23 protein-coding genes are annotated in these 26945 nt (G+C 61.2%); 14 read left to right on the top strand and 9 right to left on the bottom strand.

Going from position 1 to position 26945, the window contains the following annotated elements; genetic code table 11:
- Positions 1–49: 49 nt before the first annotated feature.
- Complete coding sequence (locus tag D460_RS0124335; RefSeq protein WP_018901210.1) at positions 50–1768, top strand: adenylate/guanylate cyclase domain-containing protein; 1719 nt, start codon at positions 50–52, stop codon at positions 1766–1768.
- On the top strand, positions 1768–2646 hold the full coding sequence (locus D460_RS0124330; protein ID WP_018901209.1) for an FkbM family methyltransferase: 879 nt from the start codon (positions 1768–1770) through the stop codon (positions 2644–2646). Before D460_RS0124335 ends, D460_RS0124330 begins: the two co-directional genes overlap by 1 nt.
- Here the strand turns inward: D460_RS0124330 and D460_RS0124325 are convergent, their stop codons facing one another.
- Positions 2647–3126 carry a class I SAM-dependent methyltransferase gene (locus D460_RS0124325; protein ID WP_018901208.1) on the bottom strand — a complete coding sequence of 160 codons (480 nt, stop codon included), beginning with the start codon at positions 3124–3126 and terminating at the stop codon, positions 2647–2649.
- A 315-nt stretch (positions 3127–3441) separates the two neighbouring features.
- Between D460_RS0124325 and D460_RS0124320 the strand changes: the two genes are divergently transcribed.
- Positions 3442–4617, top strand: coding sequence for a DUF3095 domain-containing protein (locus tag D460_RS0124320; RefSeq protein ID WP_018901207.1), 1176 nt, complete (start codon positions 3442–3444; stop codon positions 4615–4617).
- Here the strand turns inward: D460_RS0124320 and D460_RS0124315 are convergent.
- Complete coding sequence (locus tag D460_RS0124315) at positions 4607–5947, bottom strand: nucleotide sugar dehydrogenase (RefSeq protein ID WP_018901206.1); 1341 nt, start codon at positions 5945–5947, stop codon at positions 4607–4609. The genes D460_RS0124320 and D460_RS0124315 overlap by 11 nt on opposite strands.
- A 428-nt stretch (positions 5948–6375) precedes the next feature.
- Between D460_RS0124315 and D460_RS0124310 the strand changes: the two genes are divergently transcribed.
- From D460_RS0124310 to D460_RS0124260, 11 genes are all read left to right on the top strand, one after another.
- On the top strand, positions 6376–7719 hold the full coding sequence (locus D460_RS0124310; protein WP_018901205.1) for an adenylate/guanylate cyclase domain-containing protein: 1344 nt from the start codon (positions 6376–6378) through the stop codon (positions 7717–7719).
- Positions 7720–7867: 148 nt separating this feature from the next.
- Positions 7868–9766, top strand: a complete 1899-nt coding sequence (locus tag D460_RS0124305; protein ID WP_018901204.1) for an ABC transporter ATP-binding protein — start codon at positions 7868–7870, stop codon at positions 9764–9766.
- On the top strand, positions 9760–11670 hold the full coding sequence (locus tag D460_RS0124300) for an ABC transporter substrate-binding protein (RefSeq protein ID WP_018901203.1): 1911 nt from the start codon (positions 9760–9762) through the stop codon (positions 11668–11670). Before D460_RS0124305 ends, D460_RS0124300 begins: the two co-directional genes overlap by 7 nt.
- Before the next feature lie 3 nt (positions 11671–11673).
- Complete coding sequence (locus D460_RS0124295; RefSeq protein WP_018901202.1) at positions 11674–12672, top strand: ABC transporter permease; 999 nt, start codon at positions 11674–11676, stop codon at positions 12670–12672.
- Positions 12672–13844 carry an ABC transporter permease gene (locus D460_RS0124290; RefSeq protein ID WP_018901201.1) on the top strand — a complete coding sequence of 391 codons (1173 nt, stop codon included), beginning with the start codon at positions 12672–12674 and terminating at the stop codon, positions 13842–13844. The genes D460_RS0124295 and D460_RS0124290 overlap by 1 nt, the downstream gene beginning before the upstream one ends.
- 87 nt (positions 13845–13931) lie before the next feature.
- Entirely contained in the window at positions 13932–15140 is a 1209-nt protein-coding gene (locus D460_RS0124285; protein ID WP_018901200.1) for a glycosyltransferase family protein, read from the top strand.
- 11 nt (positions 15141–15151) lie between these two features.
- Entirely contained in the window at positions 15152–16399 is a 1248-nt protein-coding gene (locus D460_RS0124280; RefSeq protein ID WP_026283486.1) for a glycosyltransferase, read from the top strand.
- Positions 16396–17535 carry a glycosyltransferase gene (locus D460_RS0124275; protein WP_018901198.1) on the top strand — a complete coding sequence of 380 codons (1140 nt, stop codon included), beginning with the start codon at positions 16396–16398 and terminating at the stop codon, positions 17533–17535. The genes D460_RS0124280 and D460_RS0124275 overlap by 4 nt, the downstream gene beginning before the upstream one ends.
- Positions 17536–17720: 185 nt before the next feature.
- The gene (locus D460_RS0124270; RefSeq protein WP_018901197.1) at positions 17721–20435 is read left to right on the top strand and encodes an ABC transporter ATP-binding protein; all 2715 of its coding nucleotides are present in this window, start codon (positions 17721–17723) and stop codon (positions 20433–20435) included.
- Between the two features lie 94 nt (positions 20436–20529).
- Complete coding sequence (locus D460_RS0124265; protein WP_018901196.1) at positions 20530–20997, top strand: cyclic nucleotide-binding domain-containing protein; 468 nt, start codon at positions 20530–20532, stop codon at positions 20995–20997.
- 181 nt (positions 20998–21178) lie between these two features.
- Positions 21179–21601, top strand: a complete 423-nt coding sequence (locus D460_RS0124260) for a SufE family protein (protein WP_018901195.1) — start codon at positions 21179–21181, stop codon at positions 21599–21601.
- A gap of 29 nt (positions 21602–21630) precedes the next feature.
- Here the strand turns inward: D460_RS0124260 and D460_RS0124255 are convergent, their stop codons facing one another.
- The 7 genes from D460_RS0124255 to D460_RS0124225 form a co-directional block, all read right to left on the bottom strand.
- A complete protein-coding gene (locus tag D460_RS0124255) occupies positions 21631–22458 on the bottom strand; it encodes a DUF6456 domain-containing protein (RefSeq protein ID WP_018901194.1) in 828 nt (275 codons plus the stop codon).
- Entirely contained in the window at positions 22451–22888 is a 438-nt protein-coding gene (locus D460_RS36870) for a helix-turn-helix domain-containing protein (RefSeq protein ID WP_018901193.1), read from the bottom strand. The genes D460_RS0124255 and D460_RS36870 overlap by 8 nt, the downstream gene beginning before the upstream one ends.
- A gap of 274 nt (positions 22889–23162) precedes the next feature.
- Positions 23163–23594 carry a MucR family transcriptional regulator gene (locus D460_RS0124245; protein ID WP_018901192.1) on the bottom strand — a complete coding sequence of 144 codons (432 nt, stop codon included), beginning with the start codon at positions 23592–23594 and terminating at the stop codon, positions 23163–23165.
- A 443-nt stretch (positions 23595–24037) separates the two neighbouring features.
- Positions 24038–24370, bottom strand: coding sequence for a monovalent cation/H(+) antiporter subunit G (gene mnhG, locus D460_RS0124240; protein ID WP_018901191.1), 333 nt, complete (start codon positions 24368–24370; stop codon positions 24038–24040).
- Positions 24367–24789, bottom strand: a complete 423-nt coding sequence (locus D460_RS35380) for a cation:proton antiporter (protein WP_018901190.1) — start codon at positions 24787–24789, stop codon at positions 24367–24369. The genes mnhG and D460_RS35380 overlap by 4 nt, the downstream gene beginning before the upstream one ends.
- Entirely contained in the window at positions 24786–25259 is a 474-nt protein-coding gene (locus D460_RS0124230) for a Na+/H+ antiporter subunit E (RefSeq protein ID WP_018901189.1), read from the bottom strand. The genes D460_RS35380 and D460_RS0124230 overlap by 4 nt, the downstream gene beginning before the upstream one ends.
- A complete protein-coding gene (locus D460_RS0124225; RefSeq protein ID WP_026283485.1) occupies positions 25256–26815 on the bottom strand; it encodes a Na+/H+ antiporter subunit D in 1560 nt (519 codons plus the stop codon). The genes D460_RS0124230 and D460_RS0124225 overlap by 4 nt, the downstream gene beginning before the upstream one ends.
- Between the last annotated feature and the right edge of the window lie 130 nt (positions 26816–26945).

Here is a 26945-nt window from a genome sequence, read left to right as displayed (position 1 = left end):
TGCCCTATCACTAGTGCAAATGTGATTTGGGTTTCAAGAACGGTATTGAATGGCGAGCGGCGCAGTCAGCAGCATTTTTTCGGAACGCTCGATCAGGCGTGCTCGGCTCGGCTCCGGCCTTGTCATGTTCGCCTTCGCGTTCCTGCATTTTTCCAATCATGCGCTCGGCCTCATTTCCGTTTCGGCGGCGGAAGATGGTAGACGGTTTTTCACCGCACTTTGGCGAAATCCGGTCGGCACGCTCGCACTCTACGGCGCGATCTTCACCCATATCGCGCTGGTCTTGCGCTCGATCTACATCCGCCGCAGCCTCGTCATGCCCAAGGGGGAGCTTGCCCAGATCATTCTCGGTCTGGCAATTCCCATCTTGTTGATCGACCACGTGATCGGCACGCGTGTCGTTCACGCGCTCTACGGCTACCGCGACAATTACGAAACGATCATGCGCACGCTGTGGATCAACGCGCCCGGCAATGGGCTGCGCCAGGTGGTCGCGCTCGTGTTCGTCTGGTTCCACGGCTGCATCGGCCTGCACTACTGGCTGCGTTATCGCAACTGGTACACGGATATCGCGGCGTCGCTGCTGGTCGTTGCCATTCTCGTGCCGGTTCTCGCCATTCTCGGCTTCATCGAGATGGGCCGCACCATAGCCGAGCCGGCATACGAGGGGATTGCAGATAGCAGTCGCTACGAATCCAACCTCAATTCGCGCTACATGAAGGACCCGGAAGCGATCGCGGAAGTCAGGATGATCCGCACCGGGCTATACGGCTCGTTCGCAGGCGCCTTGTTCCTCGTCGTCGCGGCCAGAACGCATCGCCGCTGGAGGGAACGTGTCGACCAGATCACCGTGCATTATCAGGGCGGGGAAGTGGTGCGCGTACCGCGCGGCTTCACGGTTCTTGAAGCAAGCAGACTTGGTGGGATACCGCATTATTCCGTCTGCGGCGGCAAGGGGCAGTGCTCCACCTGCCGGGTACAGGTGCTGAGCAATCTCGAGGCACTTCCTGCTCCCGACCGGATGGAGCAATCGACGCTGAAGCGGATCAACGCCGCACCCGATGTCCGGCTTGCTTGCCAGCTGCGCCCAACGCAAGACGTGACCGTGGTGCCGCTTCTGCTTCGCGCGACGGAGACCGCCCTGCCCGCCAACACGCAGGAGACGACGCCCGGCCGCGAGCGCGAGATCGCCGTTCTCTTCTGCGACATACGCGACTTCACGGCGCTGACCGAGGACCGCCTGCCCTTCGATATTGTCTTCCTGCTGAATCGCTATTTCGCGCTGGTCGGCAATGCGGTCGAGAAGGCCGGCGGGCGGGTCGACAAGTTCATCGGCGACGGCGCCATGGCGCTCTTCGGCATCGGCACCTCGCCCGAGGAGGCCTGTCGGCAAGCGCTGACGGCAGCGGCATCGATCGCGCGCGACATTGAAAAGCTGAGCGAGGAACTGTCGGACGAACTGTCCATGCCGCTGCGCATCGCCATCGGCATCCATACCGGCCCGGCGGTGGTGGGAACGCTGGGCTTCGGTCGTGCCCGCAGCACGACGGCGATCGGCGACATGGTGAACGTCGCCAGCCGCCTGGAGGCCGCCGCGAAGGAGTTCGAGGTAGCGCTTGTCGTCTCCGAGCCGGTTGCAGCACTCGCCGGTGCCGACATGGGCGGGATAGAAAGTCGTGAAATCAGCGTCAGAGGCCGCGCGCTGCCCTTGAAAGTCTATGTCATTCCGCGAGACAAGGCGATCGAACTGCTCGAAGGACAGACCTGATGCCCGGCCAATCGCGGCTGACCGCCAAATACTGGATGAAGCGCTGGCGCAAGATGCGCAACGCGATCGCCCGCAAGCTCTTCGATACGCGTACCGGCCGCCGCATCCTGATCGAAAGCATCGGGCCGCGCGTCGTCTCTATGACCGTCGATGCCGGCGACCACCTGATGACCTTCTCGCCTTCCGACTACATCGGCCGCAAGGTGTTCCGCAAAGGGCATTTCGAGCGCGATCACGTCGATCGCTTGTTGACGATCCTGCGCCAACGCGGCCTGTTGCGAGGTGACAGCCATCTGCTGGAGATCGGCGGCAATATCGGCACGCAGACGGTCTATTTCGCGCTCAGCGGCGCTTATCAGCACATCGTCACGATCGAGCCGGATCCGCGCAATTTTCCGCTGCTGCAGCTCAATCTGCGGCAGAATCGGCTCGACGAGAAAGTAACCGCGGTCAATTGCGCAGCCGGCGACATGTCGGGCGAGATCGATTTCTTCATGAATGCCAATAATCACGGCAAGAGCAGCGCGATCCGGCAGAGCGCCAGCGACACGAAGATCAGCGTCCCCGTTCGGCTGGTGACGGAGATCTTGGCCGATCTTTCGATCGACCCCGCCGCAATCGGCCTCGTCTGGATGGATATCGAAGGATATGAGCCGGTGGCGTGCCGGTCCATGCTACCGCTCTTATCGCGCCGCGTGCCACTCTACATGGAGTTCACGCCAAGCTTTTACGGCCCGGCACAGACAGGCGACTTCATCGCCACGCTTGCCGGTTTCTACGATCGCTGCCTCGTATTCTTTGAAGACGGAGAGAAGGAAATGGCCGTGCAGGACCTGCCCGGCGACATCGACCAGTACGACGTGCTGTTCCTGCCCTGATCAGCGCCGGCGGTAGAGGTAGTAGCGGCCTTCCTTGATACCTGCTGGAAGCGGCAGCGGTTCGAGTTCGGGCTGCTCGATCGGCAGGCCGCTGACGGCGATCCCGCCCGTTGCCAGAACGCCAACCATCAGTTGCGGCAGCCACGTCAGCGTCACCGCATCGATCTCGTCATGGCCGGTACCGATATCGGCATGCGCGAGAGCGGCGCCGATGCCGAGGAAGGCTTGGCCCGATTCGCGGATCTCACCGGTCACCATGTTCTCGGCCGGCGGCGTCGAGGACGAATAGGAGCGCACGTCGCGGTCGAAGGCAATGATGCGGCGACCGGGGAAATGCTCGCGCAGATGATCGTAGGTCCGGCCGTTGCCGAGCCCGAATTCGAGCACGGGACCTTCTATCTTTTGAACGAGATCGACGATGGAGTTCAGAATATCACGCTGGGCCGTCAAACGGCGAATGAAGCTGTCGAGGCGGCTCATTTGCGACTGTGTCCGTTCGTAGTTCATGAGAGCGGATGCAAAGACATCACGCTTGTGGGATGGATGCATGCCTGCTGTTGGCGTTTGCCGCAAAACCGATATCTCGCGGTTTCGCAGCCACGCGTTGCAAGCATGGATGTTGGCGACAGAGCTAGCGGCAAAGGGTCAAGCGTGCAAGCCGACATGCGCGGCTGCCTGCCAAACTCACATGAAGGTTATCGTCTTCGCCCCCGCGTGACCGATTGGAATTGAGCAAGATCGGTCCGCGCCGAAAATGCCATTGCCGCAGATCGGCCTGTCTGTTCTAACTCTCATATGAACGACATTCCCGACGACAGCTTCTTTGCCAGCGTGCCGGTCTTCGACCAATTCGAGGGCGTGACAGATACGAACAATTATCGCCGCCTGCCTGATGATTGGGTGTTGGCGGTTGCCGATATCGTCGGGTCGACGCAGGCGATCATGGATGGTCGCTACAAGGACGTGAACATGGCCGGCGCGAGCGTCATCTCCGCCGTGCTCAACGCGCTCGGCAAGGGCGACTACCCCTTCGTTTTCGGCGGCGATGGCGCGATCGTCGCCCTGCCCGGCTCTATGGAAACAGCGGCGCGCGAAGCGCTTGGGGCGGCCCAGCGATGGGCCGAGGAGGATCTGCTGCTGACGCTGCGCGTTGCCCTGGTGCCGCTCAGCGACATCAGGCGAGAGGGGCTGGACGTGCGCGTCGCCCGATATTCGGCAAGCCCCTTCGTCAGCTACGCGATGTTCGCGGGCGGTGGCGGCAACTGGGCCGAGCGGCAGATGAAGGAAGGACGCTACGCCATCGAGCCGGCACCGGCGGGCGCGCGCCCGGATCTGACTGGCCTTTCCTGTCGCTGGAACCCGATCGAATCCCGCAATGGCGAGATCGCCTCGATCATCGCGGTGCCGGGCGACCGTGGCGTGACGCCGGAGTTCCGGCAGCTGGTGAGCGACGTGGTCGCCATCTCCGCCGAACAGAGCCGCGACGCGCATCCGGTTCCGGCCGATGGGCCGGCGCTTGGCTTCTCGCTGAAGGGCATCAACCGGGAGGTCCGGGCGACGGCGCCGCATGCGGGGCGGCTGCGGCAGCGAATCATCATCATGCTGCAGGTCGCGCTGACCGTGATCCTGCACAAGCTGAATTTGAAGTTCGGCACCTTCGACGCCCGGCTCTACAAGCGCGACGTCGCCGGCAATTCCGACTTTCGCAAATTCGACGATGGCCTGAAGATGACGCTCGACATCGATGCGCATCGCCTCGGCCTGATCCGGGCGCTTTTGGAGAAGGCGCAGGCTGACGGCATCGCGCGCTATGGCCTTCACAGCCAGACATCGGCACTGATGACGTGCTTCGTGCCGACGCCGCTATCGCGCGATCATATGCATTTCATCGATGGAGCAAGCGGCGGCTACGCTGTCGCCGCCAGCCAGATGACCGGCAAGACGCTGTCGATCGACGAAATCACGCCTTGATGATGGTCTCGGCGGTAATCCCGAGCCGCGCGAAGACGTTGCGCGTGTCGACGATCAGCGCGCCGCTTTCGGCAAGACGCTTGTAGTCGACGCCATCGTGATCCGTTGCGATCAGGATCGCGTCATAGCCTGCAAGCACCTCATCGGTGAGCTCTACGGACTGACGCCCCTTCAGCGCCTGATACTCACGCGTGGACGGGATCTCCGGCACATGCGGATCGTGATAATCCGCACGGCCACCACGTTCCTCGATCACCTCGATCAGCCGCAAGGACGGGCTCTCGCGAATATCCGCGACGTTTTTCTTGTAGGCGAGGCCGATCATGAGAACGCGCGAGCGGCTGAGCGCCTTGCCGACGCGGATATCCAGCGCTTCGGCAAGCTTGCCGACCACATAGCGCGGCATCGCCGAGTTGATCTCGCCGGCAAGCTCGATGAAACGCGTCGGCAGTTCGTATTCGCGTGACTTCCAGGTGAGGTAGAAGGGATCGATCGGGATGCAATGGCCGCCCAGCCCCGGCCCCGGATAGAACGGCATGTAGCCGAACGGCTTGGTCTTGGCCGCATCGATCACTTCCCAGACATCGATGCCCATGGCCGCGTAGACCGTCTTCAGCTCGTTGACGAGGGCGATATTGACGGACCGGAAGATGTTTTCCGTCAGCTTGACGGCTTCCGCAGTCGCATTTGACGACACCGGAACCACCGTCTTCACGGCAGCGCCATAGAAAGCCGACATCAGCGACAGGGCCTGAGCGCCGTCGCCGGCAACAACCTTCGGGATCGTGGCCGTGTTGAAGTGCTGGTTGCCGGGGTCTTCGCGTTCCGGCGAGAAGCCGACGAAGAAATCGGTTCCGGATTTCAGGCCGGTCTTCTCGAGGATGACCTTCACCACATCATCGGTCGTTCCAGGATATGTCGTCGATTCCAGCACGACGAGTTGGCCCTTGCGGAGATGCTCGGCAATCGTGCGCGATGTCGCTTCGACGAAAGATAGATCCGGATCGCGGTGCTTGGTGAGCGGCGTCGGCACACAGATGACGATAACATCGCAATCGGCAAGGCCGGAAAACTCGGTCGTCGCGGCAAACCGGCCGGCATCGATCTGAGCCTGCAGATCGGCGCTGGTGACCGCGTCGATATAGGAGCTGCGCGCATCGATGGCGACGATCTTCTTCGGGTCGACATCGAAGCCGGTGACCGCGAAGCCGCTACGGGCGATCGCCATGGCGAGCGGCAAGCCGACATAGCCGAGGCCGATGATGCCGGCGCGCGCCGTGCGGGTCTCGATCTTGTTGGAAAGATCGTCGAATACAGAGGTGCTTTGCAAAGCGGGTCTCGCCTGAAACAGAAAGGAACCCTGATCTAGTGTAAGATCGCGGCGAATTAAACCCGCCAAACGGCATATTGGGCAACTGACGCGAACGTGAACACGCGGTGTCGTCTGGCAGGCTGTTCGTCGCGGTGTTGCTGAAATGACTCGGCCTCCCGCAGACATTTGACGGAGCAGCGGAATTTGGTCCGCGCCCATTGTCTCGCGCGTATGGCGGACCTATCTAGAGTATATAACCAACCACCAAAAGGCAGCTTATCCGGCCGCATTCACCTGTGGCCTGACAGGTACCTCCGCCGCTGTGGCGGATCGTTGACACAATAATACTGCTCGTTCATCCTCATTTCGCCTGGCGCACATGGTGCGGCTGGACGATTATCCGACGTTTTTCGGGGGTGACGCGCCTTATGAGGATATTGGCAGGCATGGGCGCGATCGATACTCGGGTTTCTTCAATTCTACTGGACCGTGTTGCCGAGTGGCTGACGAATTCGTCGCTCGCTGGCGACGATCTCGAAAACATCGTCCGCGGCTTCTGCGAGCGCATCGCGGCCGCCGGCCTTCCGATCGCGCGCGTTCACCTCACCTTCTCGATGCTGCATCCCTTGTATGATGCGCTGAGCTTCACCTGGCGGCGGGCAAGCGGGGTGACGATCGAGGGGTATCGCCATGCGGCAGGGCAGAAGCCGGACCGGTTCCTGCAGAGCCCCTACTATTATCTCCTCGACAACAATCTGCAGCATATCCGTCGCCATATCCCGGCCGATGGGCCGGTGGAGTTTCCCGTGTTCGCCGATCTGCGCGCCGAGCGGGTCACCGACTATCTCGCTTTCGTGCAGCCTTTCGGCGATGGCTCTGTGCAGGGCATGATGGGTTCGTGGTCGACAGACAGCCATTCCGGCTTTTCCGACGACATGATCGACGCCCTGTTGCGCATGCAGAACCACCTCGCCGTTGCCGCCAAGATGGCGGTGCTCGGCAAGCTCGCCAACAACATGCTGACCACCTATCTCGGCGGCGATGCGGGCAAGCGCGTGTTGAACGGCCAGATCCGACGCGGCGATGGCGAAACCATCCGCGCAGCGCTCGTGATGGGCGACATGCGCCAGTCCACCGTTTATGCCGAGAAGGAAGGCCGCCAGAATTACATCGATACGCTGAACCAGTTCTTCGATGCGATCGCCGCACCTTTCAACCGCAATGGCGGCGAGATCCTGAGCTTCATCGGTGATGGATTCCTGGCCGTTTACCCCTGCGGCCGCCACAAGGACCCGTCGAAAATCGCTTGCCAGTCGGCCTTGTCTGCCGTTCACCAGGCGCAATCGCGGGTGGCCGAACTCAACAGCGAGCGGCAGGCGAATGGCCTCGGCAAGATTGCCTACGGGATAGGGCTGCATGTGGGCAACGTCATGTTCGGCAATGTCGGCTTGAAGGACAGGCTCACATTTTCGGCCTTCGGCTCAGCCGTCAACGAGGTCCAGCGGCTGCAATCGCTGACCAAGAAATATTCGCGCGAGGTCGTCGCGAGCCAGGCCTTCGCCGGCTATTGCGGCGGCGAATGGACGACGCTGGGCGAGGAAAAGCTGCGTGGGGTGCGCCAGAAGATCACGGTGCTGCAGCCGCATGCGCCGGCCCCGCATCCGCATGCCGAGCAAAGCTTCCACGACGTGCCCCAGGACGCACTGTCGGAGGCCGAGCAGGTTATCCTCCTGCACCGCGATGCGCGCAAGCATGCCAAGGCGCCAACGGCGGACAAGTTCATGCAATAGTCGCTCTAGGCAGAGTGCCTGGGTCAGGCTGGATAAAACTGCGGAAATCTCCCCAATTTCAATGTGTTCGTCATCAACTGGACACCCTGATTGCCGTACGCTAGTGTCTTCGTAACGGGAACGAAGAAAACTGGGGAATTTCATTGGTATGGCGTCCGCGTCCGATCTGCTGCGCATCGAAAATCTGGATATCTCCTTCTCGGTTTTCGGCGACAAGCTGCGTGTCGTAAAGAACGCAAATTTGCGCATTTTGCCCGGCAAGGTGACGGCGCTGGTTGGCGAGTCCGGTTCGGGCAAGTCGGTCATCAGCCAGAGCATCATGAGCATTCTGCCCAATCCTGCGCAGGCGTCGGGCAGCATTCTCTTCACCGACCCTCTCGATGGTAAAGCCACCGATATCCTGAAATATTCGCGCGACAGCGAAGAGATGCGCGATCTGCGCGGCCGCCGGATGGCGACCATCTTCCAGGAGCCTATGACGTCGCTGTCGCCGCTGCACACGGTGGGCAACCAGATCAGCGAGTCGCTGCTGATCCACACCGACGCGACGAAGAAGGAAGCGCGGCAGAAGACGGAGGAGATGCTCGGCCTCGTCGGCTTCGCCAATCCGAAGCGCACATTCGACATGTACCCCTTCGAGCTCTCAGGCGGCATGCGCCAGCGCGCCATGATCGCCATGGCGCTTATCTGCAACCCCGCTTTGCTGATCGCTGACGAGCCGACCACCGCGCTCGACGTGACGATCCAGGCGCAGATCCTCGAACTGCTGCGCGATCTGCAGCACAAGCTCGGCATGGCGATGCTGCTGATCACTCACGATCTCGGCGTCGTCGCCAACATGGCCGACGAAGTGGTTGTGATCTACCATGGCGAGATCATGGAAGCCGGGCCAGTGGAATCGATTTTCCGCAATCCGCAGCACCCCTATCTCAAGGGCCTGATGGCCGCCGTTCCGCACTTCGACATGAAGGAAGGCGAGCGGCTGAAAGCGCTGCGTGACGTTCCGGTCAATCTCGAATCTCTGGTCGGCAAGAAGAAGGCCAAGGTGGCGGCCGAGGGACCGGAAGTGTTGCTGTCGGTCAACAATCTGACCAAGACCTTCAAGACACGCAACCGCGGCCTGTTTGGCATGCGCGATCACGCGGGCGTCCGCGCTGTCGACGATGTCAGCTTCGATATTCGCCGTGGAGAGTGCCTTGGCCTCGTCGGCGAATCCGGCTGCGGCAAGACCACCGTCAGCAAGATCCTCATGCGGGCGATGTCGCCGGACAGCGGCTCGGTGATCTTCAACGACGGCAAGGATGTCGTCGATGTCCTGTCCGTCACAGGGGATGATCTGCAGGAGCTGCGCACCAATATCCAGATGGTCTTCCAGGACCCTGTATCGTCGCTGTCCCCGCGCATGACCGTGCGCAACATTCTCAGCGAGCCGCTCGAAATCCACGACCGTGGCGACAGCGCGGAGCGCAATCGCAAGGTCGAGGCGCTGATGGGCGCGATCGGGCTGGATAAGCGCTATCTCAACCGCTACCCGCACAGCTTCTCCGGCGGCCAACGCCAACGCATCGGGATCGCGCGTGCTCTGGCACTCGGACCGAAGCTCATCATTCTCGACGAGCCCGTCTCGGCACTCGACGTTTCGGTCCAGGCGCAGATCCTCAATCTCCTGAAAGATCTCCAGAAAGAACTCGGGCTGACCTATCTGTTCATTTCGCACAACCTCGCTGTGGTCGACTACATGGCCGATCGCATTGCGGTCATGTGCAAGGGCCGCATCGTCGAGATCGCGCCGCGCGAGATCATCCTGCGCGATCCCGTTCACCCCTACACCAAATCGCTTCTGGCAGCCGTCCCCTTCCCCGATCTCGACCGTCCGCTCGACTTCGAGGCGTTGCGCAAGAATGGCGCGGCTGACAAGCAGAATTGGGGCGTGACCTTTACCGCCGAGCACGACGACGCATCGGAACTCGATTATGCCGATCTCGGCAACGGGCATTTCGTGCGTGCGCGAAAAGGCGCCGATGCGAAGGAGTTGCGCGCATGGTAACGCGTCGTGGCTTCATCGGTGGACTGGTTGGCGCGGCGATTTCACCATCGCTGGCGCAAGCGGTGGGCGATCGGGATATCGAGCCTGAATTCCTGCGCGACTGGCTGCGTGCAGATCGCATCCCGCCGATGGTGGAGCGCCTGCCGACCCACCCGAGAATCATCAACATGAAGGCCACCGGACGGCAGCCCGGCGTCTATGGCGGCACCGTGCGCACGATCATCGGCAGCGCGAAAGACATCCGCTACATGACGGTCTACGGCTATTCCAGGCTGATCGGCTACGATACCAAGCTGCAGTTCCAGCCCGATATCCTGATGGGCTTCACCTCGGAAAACGATTCCGTCTTCACCTTCCATCTTCGCGAAGGCCATCGCTGGTCCGACGGATCGCCGTTTACGGTGGATGATTTCCGCTACTGGTGGGAAGACGTCATCCTCAACAAGGACCTGACGCCGGGAGGCGGCGCGCTGGAGCTTCGCCCGCATGGCAACCTGCCGCGCTTCGAGGTGATTGATCCGCTAACCGTGCGCTACACCTGGGATCGGCCGAACCCGAACTTCATGCCGGCGCTTGCCGGCCCGCTGCCGCTGGTCATCTACGGGCCGGCACACTATCTGAAGCAATTCCACAAGAAGTATCAAGACGATTTTCGTCTGTCCGCGCTGATGAAGCAGAACCGGGTCAAGAAATGGGCCGATCTGCACATCAAGATGTCGCGCGCCTCGCGCCCCGAGAATCCCGACCTGCCATCGCTCGACCCGTGGGTCAACACGACGCCGCCGCCGGCCGAACAGTTCGTCTTCGTGCGCAATCCATTCTTCCACCGGATCGATGAGAACGGCGTGCAACTGCCCTATGTCGATCGTTTCATCATGAGCGTCAGCTCGTCCTCGATCATTGCCGCCAAGGCGGGCGCGGGCGAATCCGACCTGCAGGCCACCGGCGTCGATTTCAACGACTACACCTATCTCAAGGACGCGGAAAAGCGCTTCCCAGTGAAGGTCAATCTCTGGAAGCAGGTGCGCGGCTCGCGAGTGGCCCTGCTGCCCAACCTCAACTGCGCCGACGATGTCTGGCGCAAGCTTTTCCGCGAGACGAGCTTCCGGCGCGCGCTTTCGCTGGCCGTCGATCGGCACGAGATCAACATGGTAGCCTTCTATGGCCTCGGCAAGCCGAGCGCCGACACCGTTTTGCCGGATAGCCCGCTGTTCAAGCAGGAATATGCCGACGCCTTCATCGCCCACGATCCTGATGAAGCCAACCGCCTGCTCGACGAACTGGGGCTGACCCAGCGCGACAGCGAAGACATCCGCCTGCTGCCGGACGGGCGCCGCGCCGAGATCACGGTGGAAACGGCGGGCGAGAGCAACCTCGACACCGACGTGCTCGAACTGGTGCGCGATCACTGGCGCGAGGTCGGCATTGCACTTTACACCCGCACCTCGCAGCGCGACGTCTTCCGTGACCGAGCCATGAGCGGACGCATCATGATGTCGATCTGGTTCGGCATCGATAACGGGGTGGCGACCGCCGACATGTCGCCGAGCCAACTTGCGCCGACCATGGACGACCAGCTGCAATGGCCTCTCTGGGGCATGTATCATTTGTCCGCCGGACAGGCTGGAACCGCGCCTGACCTGCCGGAAGCCGAGCAGCTCGTCAGCTTGCTCAGCCACTGGGGCGCGACCTCTCATTTCGAGGAGCGCCAAGCGATCTGGCACCAGATGCTGTCGCTCTATACGCAGCAGGTCTTCTCGATTGGATTGATCAACAGTACGCTGCAACCCATTCTAAAATCAGCGAAATTGCAAAACGTGCCGGAGCAAGGCCTCTATGGGTTCGATCCGACATCCTATCTCGGCATCTACATGCCTGACACCTTCTGGTTCAAGGAGGCCTGAGCGATGTTGAGATATATCCTCTGGCGCATCGCCGCCATGGTGCCCACGCTGTTCATCATCTCGGCGCTGGTCTTCACCATCATCGAACTGCCGCCTGGCGACTTTTTCGAAAGCCAGATCGCGGAATTGCGTGCGCAGGGTGAAAGCGCCAACCTGCAGGAAATCGAGGAACTCAGAAAGCAGTACGGTTTCGACAAACCGGCCGTGGTTCGCTATTTCTACTGGGTCGGCGGCATGCTGCATGGCGACTTCGGCTATTCGTTCGAATACCAGCTGCCGGTCTCGGAAGTCGTGGGCGACCGGTTGTGGCTGACCATTCTGGTCTCCTTTACGACGATCCTTCTGACCTGGCTGATCGCCTTTCCGATCGGCATCTATTCCGCCACCCATCAATACAGCTGGGGCGATTACGGCCTGACGCTGTTCGGCCTGCTCGGCATCGCCATTCCGAACTTCATGCTGGCGCTGATCCTCATGTATTTCGCGAACATCTGGTTCGGGGTTTCGATCGGCCACTTGATGGACCAGAAGTACCTCGCCGAGCCGATGAGCTGGGAAAAGGCGAGATCGATCCTCTCGCATCTGTGGATCCCCGTGATCATCGTCGGCACAGCGGGTACCGCAGGCATGATCCGGCGGCTGCGCGCCAATCTGCTCGATGAGATGCAGAAGCAGTATGTCGTGACGGCGCGCGCCAAGGGTCTTCATCCGCTGCGCGCGTTGCTCAAATATCCGCTGCGCATGGCGCTGAATTTCTTCGTGGCCGATATCGGCTCAATCCTGCCGTCGATCATCTCAGGCGCGGAAATCGTCGCGATCGTGCTGTCGCTTGAGACCACCGGCCCGATGCTGATCAAGGCGCTTCAGAGCCAGGACATGTATCTCGCCGGCTCCTTCCTGATGTTCCTGGCCTTCCTGAATGTCATCGGCGTGTTGATATCGGATATTGCCCTTGGCTTCCTCGACCCGCGTATTCGCCTGCAAGGCAGGAGCACCAAATAATGTCGCCCTTGCCCCCACCCGGCGCACCGATGCCGCACTATGTCTCGACCGCGCCTTTCGATCCGATGGCGACCGAAACCATGACGGCGGCACAATCGCGCATCCACTTGGCTTCGCAGAAGCAGCTGATGTGGTGGAAGTTCAAGCAGCACCGCCTGGCGCTGGCCTCGGCGGTCTTCCTGATCGCCGTCTACCTGATGATCATCGTCGTGGAATTCGTGGCGCCCTACGGGCTGCACACCAAGAACGTCGATTTCATCCACTCGCCGCCGCAGCGTGTGCACTTTTTCAATGACGGCAAGTTCGTCGGCCCATTCGTCTATGGTCGCACCATGTCGCTGGATATGGATACGCTGCACCGGCTCTACAGCGACAAACCCGGCGATGTGCAGCCGATCCGCTTCTTCTGCCGCGGCGACGCCTACAAGTTCTGGGGCGTGTTCGATTCCAACCTGCATATGGTCTGCCCCGCCGAGGGCGGCCAGATGTTTCTGCTCGGGACCGACCGGCTGGGCCGCGACGTGCTTTCGCGCATTCTCTACGGTGCCCGCATCTCGCTGACGATCGGCCTGATCGGCATCTCGATCAGCTTCTGCCTCGGCATCGTCATCGGCGGCCTTGCGGGCTATCGTGGCGGCGTGTTCGACCTGATCGTGCAACGCCTGATCGAAGTGCTACAATCGCTGCCGAGCCTGCCGCTATGGATGGCGCTGGCGGCGATCATGCCGGTGACGTGGAGCCCGCTCGTCATCTATTTCGGCATTACCATCATTCTCGGTATCATCGACTGGACAGGCTTGGCGCGCGCCGTGCGCTCGAAACTGCTGGCGTTGCGCGAGGAGGATTATGTGCAGGCCGCCCAGCTGATGGGCGCCAGCACCCCGCGCGTGATCGGGCGACACCTAGTGCCGGGCTTCATGTCCCACCTGATCGCCTCGGCGACGATCTCCATTCCCAGCATGATCCTGGGCGAGACCGCGTTGAGCTTCCTTGGGCTTGGTCTTCGCCCGCCGATCACCAGCTGGGGCATTTTGCTGACGGAAGCCAAGAGCGTAAGTGTTATTGCGTTCTATCCGTGGTTGCTTTTCCCGATTATACCTGTGGTCTTGGTGATTTTGGCGTTCAACTTTCTGGGAGACGGGTTGCGCGATGCGGCTGATCCCTACAAATAACGGCCGACGACTGATCTACCCCCGATCGGTCGCCAGCGCCGTTGAAAGCGGCGGTGCTAGATGATGTATAGCCCGGAAGGAATGTCCATGGCCCGGCGCCTGGAAGACGCACGCATCCTGATGTACAGTCACGACACGTTCGGGCTCGGCCATCTGCGCCGCTGTCGCACCATCGCGCATGCCTTGGTCGAGGACTATCGCGGCCTGAACATCCTGATCATCTCGGGTGCGACGATCGCCGGTGCGTTTGACTATCGCGCCCGCGTCGACTTCGTGAAGGTCCCAAGCGTCATCAAGCTTCGCAACGGCGAATATACGTCGATGGCAAGCCACATCGATCTTCAGGATACACTGAAGATGCGCGAATCGATCATCCGCCACACGGCCGAAACGTTCCAGCCCGACATCTTCATCGTCGACAAGGAGCCGATGGGACTGAAGGGCGAGGTCGAGGAGACGCTGAACTATCTGAAGGCACGCGGCACGACGCTTGTGCTTGGTCTGCGCGAGATCATGGATGCCCCTCACCTGCTCGACGCCGAGTGGAAGAAGAACGGCGTGATGCAGAAGATCGACCAATATTACGATTCGATCTGGGTCTATGGCCCGCCTGATTTCTATGACCCGCTTGTTGGTCTCGATGTGCCCGCGAGTGTTCGCCGCAAGATGGACTTCGTCGGTTTCCTGCAGCGCAGCGTCTCGGCCAACAAGACCTCGATCAATGCCCGCAGCGACGATTACATTCTCGTCACGACAGGCGGCGGCGGCGATGGCTCGGATCTCGTACACGACGTGATGAACGCCTATGAGCAGGACCCGACCTTGCAGCAGAAAGCACTGGTCGTGCTCGGTCCCTACATGCCGGTCGCCGAACGCACGACGCTGGTCCAGAAGGGATCGAAGATCCCCTATATCCAGGTGATCGAGTTCGACAATAACATGGAAGAGCTGATCGCCGGCGCCGCCGGCGTGGTGGCAATGGGTGGCTACAACACCTATTGCGAAATCCTCTCCTTCGACAAGCCGGCGCTGATCGTGCCCCGCGTCAAGCCGCGCGAAGAGCAACTGCTGCGCGCCCAGCGCGCCAGCGATCTTGGCCTTGTCGAGATGCTTCTGCCGGAAGCATCGGCCGACGCTGCCGTCATGGCCGATGCGCTGAAGCGCCTGCCGCACCGCCAGCCGCCCTCGATGAGCGGATCCAACATGCGGCTTGAGGGCCTCAACCATATTTCCGAGACAGTCGGCAGCTGGCTCGACAACCGTGGCCGCCACCTTTCCGTCGTCGGCGCCGAGTGAAAGTCACATCATTGCCGCCACGCCGGAAATTGCTTGTCGTCCTGAAGGGCTATCCACGCCTTTCGGAAACCTTCATCGCGCAGGAACTGCTGGGCCTCGAAAAGGCCGGTTTCGACCTGACCCTGATCTCCATGCGTCGCCCGACCGACAAGAAGCGCCATCCCGTCCATGACGAGATCAAGGCGCGTGTCGTCTACCTGCCGGAATATCTGCACGAAGAGCCGCTCAGGGTGTTGAAGGGGCTGTTTGCCAGCTTCAGGAAGCCAGGCTTCGGCGCGCTGATGAAGCGCTTTTTCAAGGACTTGCCACGCGACATCTCGCGCAATCGCTTCCGCAGGCTCGGTCAGGCCATGGTGCTTGCCCGGGAATGGCCGGATGGCGGAGAGTGGCTGCATGCGCATTTCATCCACACCCCCGCCTCCGTCACCGAATATGCGAGCCTCTTGACCGGCGTGCCGTGGACCTGTTCGGCGCATGCCAAGGACATCTGGACATCGCCCGACTGGGAGCTGACGGAAAAGCTTTCCAGCGCTCGATGGGCCGTGACCTGCACCCGCAACGGCTACCAACACATGCGCACGCTGACATCGCGCAAGGACGCGGTGCATCTGAGCTATCACGGCCTCGATCTCGCGCGCTTCGGCCATTTCCCCGGCGAGCGATCCGGCCAGGATGGTAGCGATCCGACGAAGCCCGTCTTTCTGCTCAGCGTCGGGCGCGCGGTGGAGAAAAAGGGCTATGACACCTTGCTGCGTGCGCTCGCGCTCCTGCCCAGCGATCTGAACTGGCGTTTCGAGCATATTGGCGGCGGTGACGAATTGGCGAAGCTGAAGGCGCTGGCGAGCGAACTCAAGCTCTCCGAGCGCATCACCTGGAAGGGCGCGCTCGCCCAGGAAGACGTGCTGGATCACTATCGCCGCGCCGATCTCTTCGCGCTTGCCTGCCGCATTGCCGCCAATGGCGATCGCGACGGATTGCCGAACGTTCTCGTCGAGGCTTCCAGCCAGCGATTGCCCTGCATCTCGACCTCGGTTTCCGGCGTGCCGGAGCTACTGGTCGACGGCGAGAATGGGCTGCTGGTCGAACCAGATGATCCCAAGGCGCTGGCGAAAGCGCTCGAGACAGCCATTCGCGATCCCGGCTTGCGGCAGAGGCTGGGCGACGCGGCCGAAATGCGCGTGCGCAGCCATTTCGACTACAATGCCAGCATCGATCAGCTCAGCCAGCTGTTCCAACAGGAGTGGCAGAAAGCATCATGAGCGCTCCGAGGGTCTTCTTCTACGTTCAGCACCTGCTCGGTATCGGCCATATCGCGCGCGCAAGCCGCATCGCCAATGCCCTGCAGAACGACGGCTTCGATGTCACGGTTGTGACCGGCGGCCTGCCCGTCACCGGCTTCCCGGCGGCGCGGCTGAAGACGGTGGCTTTGCCGCCGGTGGTGGCCAGCAATGCCGGATTCTCCGGGCTGGCCGATGAACGGGGCGTCGCGGTTGACCAGGATTTCCTCGAACGGCGCCGCGATCTGCTGCTTCAGGCGTTTCACGATGCGCGGCCTGACGTCGTCATTATCGAGGCTTTTCCGTTTGGACGCAGGCAGATGCGCTTCGAACTTCTGCCTTTGATCGAAGCCATCGAAGCATCGAACCCTCGACCGAAGCTCTTGAGCTCCGTGCGCGACATCTTGCAGGAGAACCGCAAGGCTGGGCGCGACGCCGAGACCGTCGGTCTGGTGCAGGCGCATTTCGATGGCGTGCTCGTTCATGGCGACCCCGACTTCGTCCGCCTCGAAGACACCTTCCCGCTGACAGCTGACATCGCCGACAAGGTCTCTTACACCGGGATCGTGGCGCCGCCTCCGCCGGAGCCTGCGTCGGAGACATTCGACATCATCGCATCCGCCGGCGGCGGCGCGGTTGGGATGGAGCTTTTGAACGCAGCCGGCCAAGCCGCGAAGGTGCTCCCGGCCGATCTGCGCTGGCTGTTGATCAGCGGCCCGAACCTGCCGGACGCGGATTTCGCGACGCTGTCGCAGGCTATCCCATCCAACGTCACGCTCGTCCGGTTCCGCAAGGATTTCCCCTCTCTGCTTGGCGCCGCGCGCGTGTCCATTTCGCAGGCCGGCTACAACACGGTTGGCGACCTCTTGCGGACCGATTGCCGTCCGATCCTCATCCCGTTCGTGGCGGGCGGAGAGACAGAGCAGACCGTCAGGGCCGAGCGCCTTGCCAAGCTGGGATTAGCCGAGTTGCTGCCTGAAAAAGGGTTGACGGCGGATCATGTGGCGGCGGCGGTGAGTGCAGCACTTGCGGCCCCAAAGCGTCGCACCACCGGCATTGATATCGACCTCGAAGGCGCCAGACGAACGGCCGAAATCATTCGCGCTATGCTCGCGTGAAACTCTCGCCCTTTATGAAAATCATGTGATATAAAACAGACTCTCGCGTGAATCGGCATCCAGTAATACACGCCGCTTCGCGTTGTTTTTATTAAGCGATCCGGTAGCATGATCCTGTTCTCGGTACCACCGCCCTCTCGTGCAGGATTGATGTCTCAAATTTTCCCGACAATCGACGGTTAGCAATGGAAAAAAGCCTCGCGCGATATATCTGGTCGAACACGCGGCTGCAGCAGCTTTGGATTCTGGCGGTCGTCGCGCTCTCCATGGTGCCCTACTTCCTGTCGTTCGACCTGCCCAAGCAGATCGTCAACGGACCTATTCAGGGCTCTGGCTTCGAGGGTGAAGGCGCCACGCAGACCTTCATGCATCTGTCCTACACCTTCCCGCTGATCGGAAAGGTGGAGTTCTTCCAGGGTGTTCAGCTCGGCCGCGAGCAGATGCTGATGGCGCTCAGCCTGGTTTTCCTCGCGCTCGTGGTACTCAATGGTCTCTTCAAGTTCTACATTAACACCTACAAGGGCCGGCTTGGCGAGCGCATGCTGCGGCGTATCCGCTTCCAGCTGATCGACCGTGTTCTGCGCTTCCCGCCCAATCACTTCAAGCGCGTGAAGTCCGCTGAAATCGCCACCATGATCAAGGACGAAGTCGAGCCCATGGGCGGCTTCACCGGGGACGCCTTCGTCTCGCCCGCCCTGCTCGGCGGTCAGGCGCTGACGGCGCTTGCCTTCATCATCGTGCAGAACTTCTGGCTGGGCATGATCGCCGCTGGGATCGTTGGTGTTCAGGCCGTGGTCATCCCCCGCATGCGCAAGCGCCTGTTGGAACTCGGGCGTCAGCGACAGTTGACGGCGCGCGAGCTTTCCGGCCGCGTCGGCGAGATCGTCGACGGTATCGGCACGATCCACGGCAACGACACGTCGAACCTCGAACGTGCCGACATCGCCGCGCGCCTCGGGCTCATCTTCTCGATCCGCTACGATCTCTATCAGTGGAAGTTCCTGGTCAAGTTCCTCAACAACTTCCTGGCGCAGGTAACGCCGTTCCTGTTCTACGCGATCGGCGGCTATCTGGCGCTTCAGGGCCGGCTCGATATCGGGCAGCTGGTGGCGGTCATCAGCGCCTACAAGGATCTTCCGGGCCCGCTGAAGGAACTGATCGACTGGGACCAGATGCGCCAGGACGTGCAGGTCAAGTACCAGCAGGTCTACGAGCAGTTCAATGTCGAGCCGCTGATCGACGACAGCATCCACAAGGTCGCGATCGAAGAGGTGGCGGCTTTGGCGGCACCCATCATCGTCACCAACCTTGCCGTCAGCGACGACAGCGGCGCCAAGCTGATCGATCACGTCTCGGTCGAAATCAAGCCGAACGAGACGGTGGCCGTCGTGGGCCCCAATTCGAGCGGTGCGGAAGCCTTCGCCGAAGCGCTCGGCCGCGTGGTTTGGCCCAACTCGGGCCGTATCACCATCGACGGAAAAGACCTGCTGGAATTGCCTGAATCTGTTTCCGGCCGCCGGATTTCCTATGCCTCGTCGGATCTCTATTTCTTCCAGGGGACGCTGCGCGACAACCTTCTCTATGGCCTGAAGCATGCGCCGCTAAAGGATCCCGAATACGACGAGCAGACGGCCCAGGAAGCCAAATGGCATGCCGCCGAAGCGATCAAGGCCGGCAACCCGACGCTCGATCCGAACAGCGACTGGGTGGACTACCGCGCCGCGGGCGCCACCGGCCCAGGCGATATCCTGACGGCCATGCGGCCGGCTCTCGATGCCGTGCTCATCACAGAGGACATTCTCGACCTCGCGCTGCGCTCGACTGTCGACACGCACGTCCACACCAAGCTTGCAGAGCATATCGTCGATCTGCGCGCAGCGCTGCGCGAGAAGATGCAGCAGTCGGAGCTCGGCAACATCGTCGTTCCCTTCGACTTCGATAGCTACAACGCACAGGCGACCGTCGGCGAGAACCTGCTTTTCGGCTCGATGAAGCGGCCGATCATGAACAACAGGCGTCTGGCGGCGCACCCCTATTTCCAGACGCTGTTCCGGGAAACAGGACTGAGCAACGACCTCTACGCCATGGGTCTGGAGATTGCCGAGAACGCGGTCGAACTCTTCCACGATCTGCCGCCGGACCACCCGTTCTTCCAGCAGCTGACCTTCATGACGGCGGACGACATTCCGACCTATCAGGCGCTGTTGCAGAAGCTGAGCAGCCGGAAGTTCGACGACGCGACGCCGGAAGAGCGCTCGGCCATCATCCGCTTGAGCTTCGCCTATATCGAACCCCGCCACCGCTTCGGTCTGCTGACTGACGAGTTGACCGCTAAGATCGTCAGCGCGCGCAAGCAGTTCCACGAGAATATTCCGGATGATCTGGCTGCCGTCATCGAGCGGTACGACCCCGAGCATTTCATCTCGTCGGCAAGCCTGATGGACAACGTGCTGTTCGGCCGTATCGCCTACCAGCGCGCCGACGCGTCCGAGAGCATCCGCTCGATCATGGTCGGTCTCTTCGAAACGCTCGATCTTTTCGACGACGTCCTGTCGATCGGCCTGGAGTTCGATGTCGGCTCCGGCGGCAAGCGGCTGACGATGGTCCAACGCCAGAAGCTGAACCTCGCAAGAACACTGCTCAGGCGTTCCGACTACATCATTCTAAACCGGCCGCTGTCGGCGCTGGATCAGCGCGTGCAGGACCAGATCACCAACAACCTCGTCAACGAGCTGCATCACGAGGGCGAGCGACCCGCGATCGTGTGGGTTCTGTCGAACGCCAGATTGGCCGCGCTTTTCGATCGAATCCTGCTTTTCGACCGCGGAAGCCTGGTCGAGGCCGGCAATTTTCCGGAACTTTCCGAACAGAACGGGATGTTCAAGGAACTGTTATCGTAATATTCTACAGGGGCTACAAAAGTGACGTCCTGCCAAAAAGGACGCACGTCATTCTAGCAAGCGCGCCGCGAGCGCGCAGGGAGAAAATAAGCTCATGCTGCTGAGAGACGAAGTCGAGATGCTGCGGCGCGTGCCGATCTTTTCGCGGATTGCGCCAGCCAAGCTCAAACTTTTGGCCTTCACCTCGGACCGCATGACGTATAGCGCCGGTCAGGATCTGTTCCGACAGGGAGATCCGGGGGACGCAGCCTATGTGGTGCTTTCGGGAACAGCCGATATTCTCGTTCGCTCTCCCGCCGGCGATATCAAGGTCGCCGATGTCGATCCCAATTCCATCGTCGGTGAGATCGCGATCCTCTGCGACGTCTCACGTACCGCAACCGTTCGCGCCACGTCGGCGCTTGAAGTGTTGCGCATCAGCAAGGAGCATTTCCTCAAGTTGTTGAGCGACTTTCCCGAGATGGCCGTCGAGATCATGCGCGTCCTCGCGGACCGCCTGAACCACACGACAGCCGAACTGACCGCTGCGCGCGCCGCAAAGAAGCCGGAACCGGTGAACTAGGTCGTCGCATCATCGTTTCCATGCGTGCTTAGGCGAGCATAACGGCTGCCAAGAAGCTTCTGGCAGTGTTCGCCCTCCCCTTTTTTACAGACCCGATTTCATTCAACATGGCATGGCTATTGTGGTTCAAATCTGGCCGCATCTCCCCTATATGATCGGGAGACAACGAAAGGCCATTTGCATGACGTCCCTCGATCAGATCATCGACGATTTCACCTTCCTAGACGACTGGGAAGATCGCTATCGCTATGTGATCGAACTCGGCAAGGCGCTGCCTGATCTCGCGGACGAGAAGAAGACCTCCGCCAATAAGGTCATGGGCTGCGCCAGCCAGGTGTGGCTGGTAACGCAAGTATCCGACGACAGCGACAATCCCGTGATGACCTTCGAGGGCGATTCCGACGCGCATATCGTGCGCGGGCTGGTGGCGATCGTGCTCGCCACCTATTCCGGCAAGACGGCTTCGGAGATCGCCGCACTCGACGCTTTCGAGGTGTTCGGCAAGATGGGTCTCGTCGAGAACCTGTCGGCGCAGCGTTCCAACGGGCTGCGCTCGATGGTCAACCGCATCCGCGAGGAAGCGCGGCTGCGGGCGGCGGCGTAAGGGCAGGCCTTTCTTTTCAAATTGAACGATCAGGACCAGAGTTCCGGGCGATAATCCGGCGCGCCCCAGTGCTCCATGCGCGGGCGGCGGGACGGCGGTTGCGGATTGTAGTGGCGCGAGAGGGCCATGAGTGCGGTTCGCAGCATCAGCTTGGCGGAGCGCACCGGCCATTGCCGCTCGCGCTCGACCGTCTCCAGCCCCTTCATGAAGCAGCAGACATCCAGCGCCACGCCGGACAGTTCCGGCCCCAGCGCCTCCAGCGCGCGGTTGACGGCAAGGCGGGCGGCGACGGCGCTGTCGGTCAGATCCGCCATGCCGCCGCGCCCGCTGCTGGCGCGGCTTGAAAGGCGCGGCTCCCAGGAGGCGGTGACGCGCGGCTGCAGCTGGGCGCGGGTGAAATCCAAATGCAGCCTCTCGCCGGCCTTGATCGCCGCCTCCGGCATGAAGGCAGCGCCATCCCGGTCCTTCAGACGCTCGAGGCTTGCGAGCGGCGATTCGTCCTTGTTGACCCGCAGCCGCCTGACGACGCCGTCTACCTCGCGCGCGCTCGTCTCGATATCCGCGTGCTGGGTGAGAAAGGCCTCATCGGCCTCGGCGGCCGCGCGGCGCAGATAGGCGCGGGCTTGATTGGATGCGCGCATCAATTCGCCCTGCTCGTCGATGAGGCCGGAGGCGAGAGCTTCGGCGATCAAGCTCAAGGGAAAGCCGGCGGTCGTTCCGTCGGCGAAGAGGAGGTTGATATCGCTCCCCTCGCCCTCAAGTCGCCGTGCCTCGCTGCGGATCAGCAGCTTCAGCAGTGTCACAAGCGGCTTTTGCGACGCGGCCGGCTTCGTCTTGGTCTTTGCCGATTTACTCATGGCTGTATCCTCCGCCGGACCGGAAGATGGAATTGACGGTGCGCTCGACGGCGGCGACGAATTCGTCATAGGCGGGGTCGTCGCGGCGATCCTCGACCACGTGGCAGGCATGGCTGACCGTGGTGCGATCGCGGCCGAAGCCGGTGCCGATCTCATGCAGCGGGATCTGCAGCGCGACATGGCAGACATACATGGCGATTTGCCTGATGTGGCAAAGCGTGCGGCGGCGGTCGCGGCGCATTTGCACGCGCTGCCCGGCGATCATCACCATCTCGGTCGTGACTTCCTGGCAGATGCGGCAGACGGTGCGCACGGCATCCGTCGCCGACGGCGGGCGATCACCCCTTGAGAGGACGGTCTGCTCTTCCCCGTAAAGCGGGGACAGCGGCGCATTCGCGGCGCCGGGCGGGGAAAAATGTCCAATCGGCATATGAATACTCCTATGAATAGGAATTAATTCATACACGCTATATAGGAACGGGGACAACCGAAAGCGCGCCTTGATCGATTTCGGCTGATTCCGCTCACGAATTTTAACAGGAGTCGAAATTTTCTGGGATTATTTTCCTCGTCGCTTTAACTCCTTCTTTGCTTGCCGCATGTCTTTATCCCGAAACCGGTGTCCACTTTCGGGAGACATGCGCAGACACGAAAAAGCCGGGCTCTCGCCCGGCTGATCGTGATCGTTCAATGCGACAAATCTATCAGCCGCGGCCGCGCTTGCGGCGCTGGCCGAGACCCATTTCCTTGGCAAGGCGCGAGCGCGCCTCGGCATAGGCAGGCGCTACCATCGGGTAGTCGACCGGCAGATCCCACTTTTCGCGATATTCTTCAGGCGAGAGGCTGTGGTGAGTCATCAGATGGCGCTTCAGCGACTTGAAGTTGCCGCCGCACTCGAGGCAGGTGATCTGCTCATCCTGGACGGACTTGCGCACAGAAACAGCAGGCTTCTGCTTTTCAACGACAGCCATGGCCGGTGTCGGCGTCGATGTGTTGCTCAACGCCGAATGCACGTCCGAAATAAGATTGGCGAGGTCGCCAACCGGCACGACGTGGTTGCTGACATACGCTGCGACGATATCCGCGGTAAGCTCGACCAGCAATTCTGGCCCGCTTCCGGCTGCAGTATCCGTCATATTTCGTTTCTCCTGTTTGCATGCTCAAAAGGTCTAGAGCCTCCTTGGCTCAGGACCGCTATCGTAGAGCGAACAGCAAAAAACTCAGTCTGCGGCTACATGTTTCGAAAAACTGAAATCCACCCCTAGATTCCTGAGGCCGAAACCCGTTCTTATACTGCCTGATCTTGCATTAGTACGCACACACCCGCACACGACCCTCAATTAAACATTGAAATTCAAAGCGACCGAGGAATTATGCAATGTGATTCTAATTCAATATCAGAACTCTACTTGAGCATCAATTATCACCGTTTTGCGAAAACGCCAATTAATATTTCATATATATCCGTCAAAAAACGCCTCTATCCCAAGAATTAGTATAGCGCGAAGGAAACATTAATCATCCTCACATCTGCTTAAAACTGCAAAAAACTGCTTAAAATCTTGAATATATAGCACTCTTACCTTTCAAGAAGATCGTCACGCACCGAAGGCGGTAACAGACGATAACCTGTCTTGTGTGCCGCCCTGGCCAAGAGATGAGCGGCGACCGGCGCCGTCAGTATAAAAAACACGAAACCAGCAAGCGAACGTGCAAATACGGCGATTTCTCCTGATTCGATCCCGGCCGCAAATAATAACAGACCCGAGCCCACCGTTCCGGCTTTCGACGCGGCGTGCATGCGCGTGTATAAATCCGGCAATCTGACTATACCAAGGGCTGCCACCAGCGCGAAAAGCGCGCCCGACAGGAGCAGCACGGAAACGACGATGGCGGTGATGTAATCCATCATGTCCTGTCCTTCTTCGTTTTGCGCGCGGGCGCGGTCTTGGGTTTCAGCTTGGCATCGCTCTTCACCTTCGCATCGGGCTTTTTCGAGGCCGGGCGGATGGTTTTATCCGCTTGCGCGGCCATGGGTCCAGCCGAACCCGGCCGCGGGCCGCGCGACAGAACGAAGCGGGCGAAGGCGACGGTGGCGAGAAAGCCGACGAGGCCGAGCGAGATGGCGATATCGATGTAGAGCGCAAAGCCGGTCTTGACGGCGACGACGGCGAGGAAGCCGATTGCCGTGCCTGACAGCGTGTCGAGCGCCAGGATGCGGTCCGGCAAAGTCGGCCCGACGATGACCCGCCAGGATGCGACGAGGAAGGTGACCGCGAGGATGACGAGGGCTGCGGATGCTGACATGGAGACGATCGCGTCGGGCGTCATCGGAAGGCCTCCATGATCTTGCGCTCGAAGCCATTGGCGATATCGCGCCTGATCGCGTCCGGATCGGCGCAATCCAGCGCATGGACGTAGAGCGTCTTATGGTCGTCGGAGACATCGACCGACAGCGTGCCCGGCGTCAGCGTGATCATGTTGGCGAGCAGCGTGATTTCGAAATCGCGGTCGACGGTCAGCGGAAAGGCGAAGATGCCGGGTTTCAGGTTCATCTCAGGGCTGAGCACCGTCGTCGCCACCTTGATGGCGGACAGTGCGAGTTCCTTGATGAACAGCAGCGCCAGCGACATGATCGCCCAGAGGCGCCAGAGGTAGGCCTTGGCTCCGAAGGGTTCGCGCACGAGGAAGAGCGCCAGCGCGCCGAGTGCGAAGCCCAAGACAAGGTTGTGGGCCGAGGTGCTGCCGCTGAGTGCGGCCCAGGCGATCGCGAGCAGGAGATTGAGAAGCACGGCGATCATGGCGCGACGCCTCCCGGGAAGACGGATTCGATATAGGGATAGGGATCGGTGAGCTCGGTGGCGACGGATTGCGTCAGCGCCAGCAGACGTTCCGGCAGCAGGCCGAAGCCGACGATGAAGACGGTGAGAAGCAGAAGCGGCAGTATCGTCCGCCAGCCGGTGGCGACATGGGTTTCGGCGCTTTCGGTGGCCGGGCGCCAATAGGCGAGCAGGAACACGCGGCCGAAACAGATCGTCGTCAGGAAGCCGCTGACGAGCACGGCGGCCGCCAGCCACCAGGCGCCGACATCGAGCGAGGATTTGACCAGAATGAGCTTCGGCCAGAAGCCGGAAAATGGCGGCAGGCCGCAGGCGGCGAAGAAGAGGATGAGCGAGATTGCGGCGAAGAGGCCATTGCGGCGATAGAGGCCACCCAGCCTCGTCAGAGAGAAACTGCCGCCGAGAAAGGCCATCTGGCCGGCCGCGAGATAGAGTGCCGTCATCAGCAGCATGGAATGCAGCGCGTAGAAGACGGTGCCGGACAGCGCCCCTGTCGTGCCGATGGCGATGCCGATCAGCATGTTGCCGATGCCTGATATGACGACATAGCCGAGCAGCTTTCTCACATCATCCTGCGCCAGCGCGCCGAGCGCGCCCAAAATGGCGGTGACGGCACCCGTGATCGCGATCAGCAGGCTGAGCTCCTCGCGCTCCAAGGGGAGCAGCACGACCAGCACGCGGATCAGCGCGTAGATGCCGACCTTGGTGAGCAGGCCGGCAAAGAGTGCCGACACGACGATGCGCGGGGTGTGATAGGAGGCAGGCAGCCAGAAATTGACCGGAAAGGCGGCAGCCTTCATGGCGAAGGCCAAGAGGAAGAGGGCTGCCAGTGTCGTCAGCGGCGCGGTTTCACTGAGTTCGCCGGCCTTGCTGGCGATATCGGCCATGTTGAGCGTGCCGAAGATGGCATAGAGGATGCCGACGGCGATCAGGAACAGCGTGGTGCCGAGGAGATTGAGGACGGCGTATTTCATCGCGCCGTCGATCTGCTTGCGCTCGGAGCCCAATATCAGCAGGCCGAAGGACGAGATCAGCAGCACCTCGAACCAGACATAGAGATTGAAGACGTCGCCGGTAAGAAACGCGCCTGTGACGCCGGCCATCAGCATGATCAGGAACGGGAAGAAGCCGTAGCGGCGGTTGTTGTCGTCGATATCGGAGAGCGCGTGGATGCCGCCCGCCAAGGCCGCAATCGCCGCGGTCAGCGCCATGACGGCGGAGAGCGTGTCGACGGTGAAGGCGATACCGAACGGTGGCAGCCAGCGGCCCATGACCATGGTGAGCGGGCCGTCGGCCATCACTTTGACGAGGAGTGCGGCGTCGAGGGCGACGAGCAGCGCGAGGCCGGGGATGGCGAGTGAGGCCTGAAGGCGCACAGAGCCGCGGGCCATCAGGAGGATGGCGCCGAGTGTAATGCAGAGCGCTACAGGGGCGATGACGAGCCAGTGAGCGATCGGCACGGGGGATGTGACGAGGGCTGCGGAGAGGTCGGGTATGGGTTGGGTGGGGGTGGCCATTTAGGGGGTGGCCTCGCATGGGTGCGGTGCGGATGCGCTTGGGCGTGGTGCGGGGATGCCCTGCTCTTTCCACGGTGCTGCCGCTGAACAGTGCGGTGCTGGCGGTCGGCGTGGTGCGGATACACCCCCC

It is taken from the genome of Rhizobium sp. 2MFCol3.1 (assembly GCF_000377565.1).
GTDB lineage: Bacteria > Pseudomonadota > Alphaproteobacteria > Rhizobiales > Rhizobiaceae > Rhizobium.
This window is presented reverse-complemented; position numbering and strand designations above follow the sequence as displayed.

Bases quoted from the DNA above. Each gene is read 5' to 3' on its own strand.
- D460_RS0124335 (WP_018901210.1), top strand. From the start codon at position 50: ATGGCGAGCGGCGCAGTCAGCAGCATTTTTTCGGAACGCTCGATCAGG.
- D460_RS0124330 (WP_018901209.1), top strand. From the start codon at position 1,768: ATGCCCGGCCAATCGCGGCTGACCGCCAAATACTGGATGAAGCGCTGG.
- D460_RS0124325 (WP_018901208.1), bottom strand. From the start codon at position 3,126: ATGAGCCGCCTCGACAGCTTCATTCGCCGTTTGACGGCCCAGCGTGAT.
- D460_RS0124320 (WP_018901207.1), top strand. From the start codon at position 3,442: ATGAACGACATTCCCGACGACAGCTTCTTTGCCAGCGTGCCGGTCTTC.
- D460_RS0124310 (WP_018901205.1), top strand. From the start codon at position 6,376: ATGGGCGCGATCGATACTCGGGTTTCTTCAATTCTACTGGACCGTGTT.
- D460_RS0124305 (WP_018901204.1), top strand. From the start codon at position 7,868: ATGGCGTCCGCGTCCGATCTGCTGCGCATCGAAAATCTGGATATCTCC.
- D460_RS0124300 (WP_018901203.1), top strand. From the start codon at position 9,760: ATGGTAACGCGTCGTGGCTTCATCGGTGGACTGGTTGGCGCGGCGATT.
- D460_RS0124295 (WP_018901202.1), top strand. From the start codon at position 11,674: ATGTTGAGATATATCCTCTGGCGCATCGCCGCCATGGTGCCCACGCTG.
- D460_RS0124290 (WP_018901201.1), top strand. From the start codon at position 12,672: ATGTCGCCCTTGCCCCCACCCGGCGCACCGATGCCGCACTATGTCTCG.
- D460_RS0124285 (WP_018901200.1), top strand. From the start codon at position 13,932: ATGGCCCGGCGCCTGGAAGACGCACGCATCCTGATGTACAGTCACGAC.
- D460_RS0124275 (WP_018901198.1), top strand. From the start codon at position 16,396: ATGAGCGCTCCGAGGGTCTTCTTCTACGTTCAGCACCTGCTCGGTATC.
- D460_RS0124270 (WP_018901197.1), top strand. From the start codon at position 17,721: ATGGAAAAAAGCCTCGCGCGATATATCTGGTCGAACACGCGGCTGCAG.
- D460_RS0124265 (WP_018901196.1), top strand. From the start codon at position 20,530: ATGCTGCTGAGAGACGAAGTCGAGATGCTGCGGCGCGTGCCGATCTTT.
- D460_RS0124260 (WP_018901195.1), top strand. From the start codon at position 21,179: ATGACGTCCCTCGATCAGATCATCGACGATTTCACCTTCCTAGACGAC.
- D460_RS0124255 (WP_018901194.1), bottom strand. From the start codon at position 22,458: ATGAGTAAATCGGCAAAGACCAAGACGAAGCCGGCCGCGTCGCAAAAG.
- D460_RS36870 (WP_018901193.1), bottom strand. From the start codon at position 22,888: ATGCCGATTGGACATTTTTCCCCGCCCGGCGCCGCGAATGCGCCGCTG.
- D460_RS0124245 (WP_018901192.1), bottom strand. From the start codon at position 23,594: ATGACGGATACTGCAGCCGGAAGCGGGCCAGAATTGCTGGTCGAGCTT.
- mnhG (WP_018901191.1), bottom strand. From the start codon at position 24,370: ATGATGGATTACATCACCGCCATCGTCGTTTCCGTGCTGCTCCTGTCG.
- D460_RS35380 (WP_018901190.1), bottom strand. From the start codon at position 24,789: ATGACGCCCGACGCGATCGTCTCCATGTCAGCATCCGCAGCCCTCGTC.
- D460_RS0124230 (WP_018901189.1), bottom strand. From the start codon at position 25,259: ATGATCGCCGTGCTTCTCAATCTCCTGCTCGCGATCGCCTGGGCCGCA.
- D460_RS0124225 (WP_026283485.1), bottom strand. From the start codon at position 26,815: ATGGCCACCCCCACCCAACCCATACCCGACCTCTCCGCAGCCCTCGTC.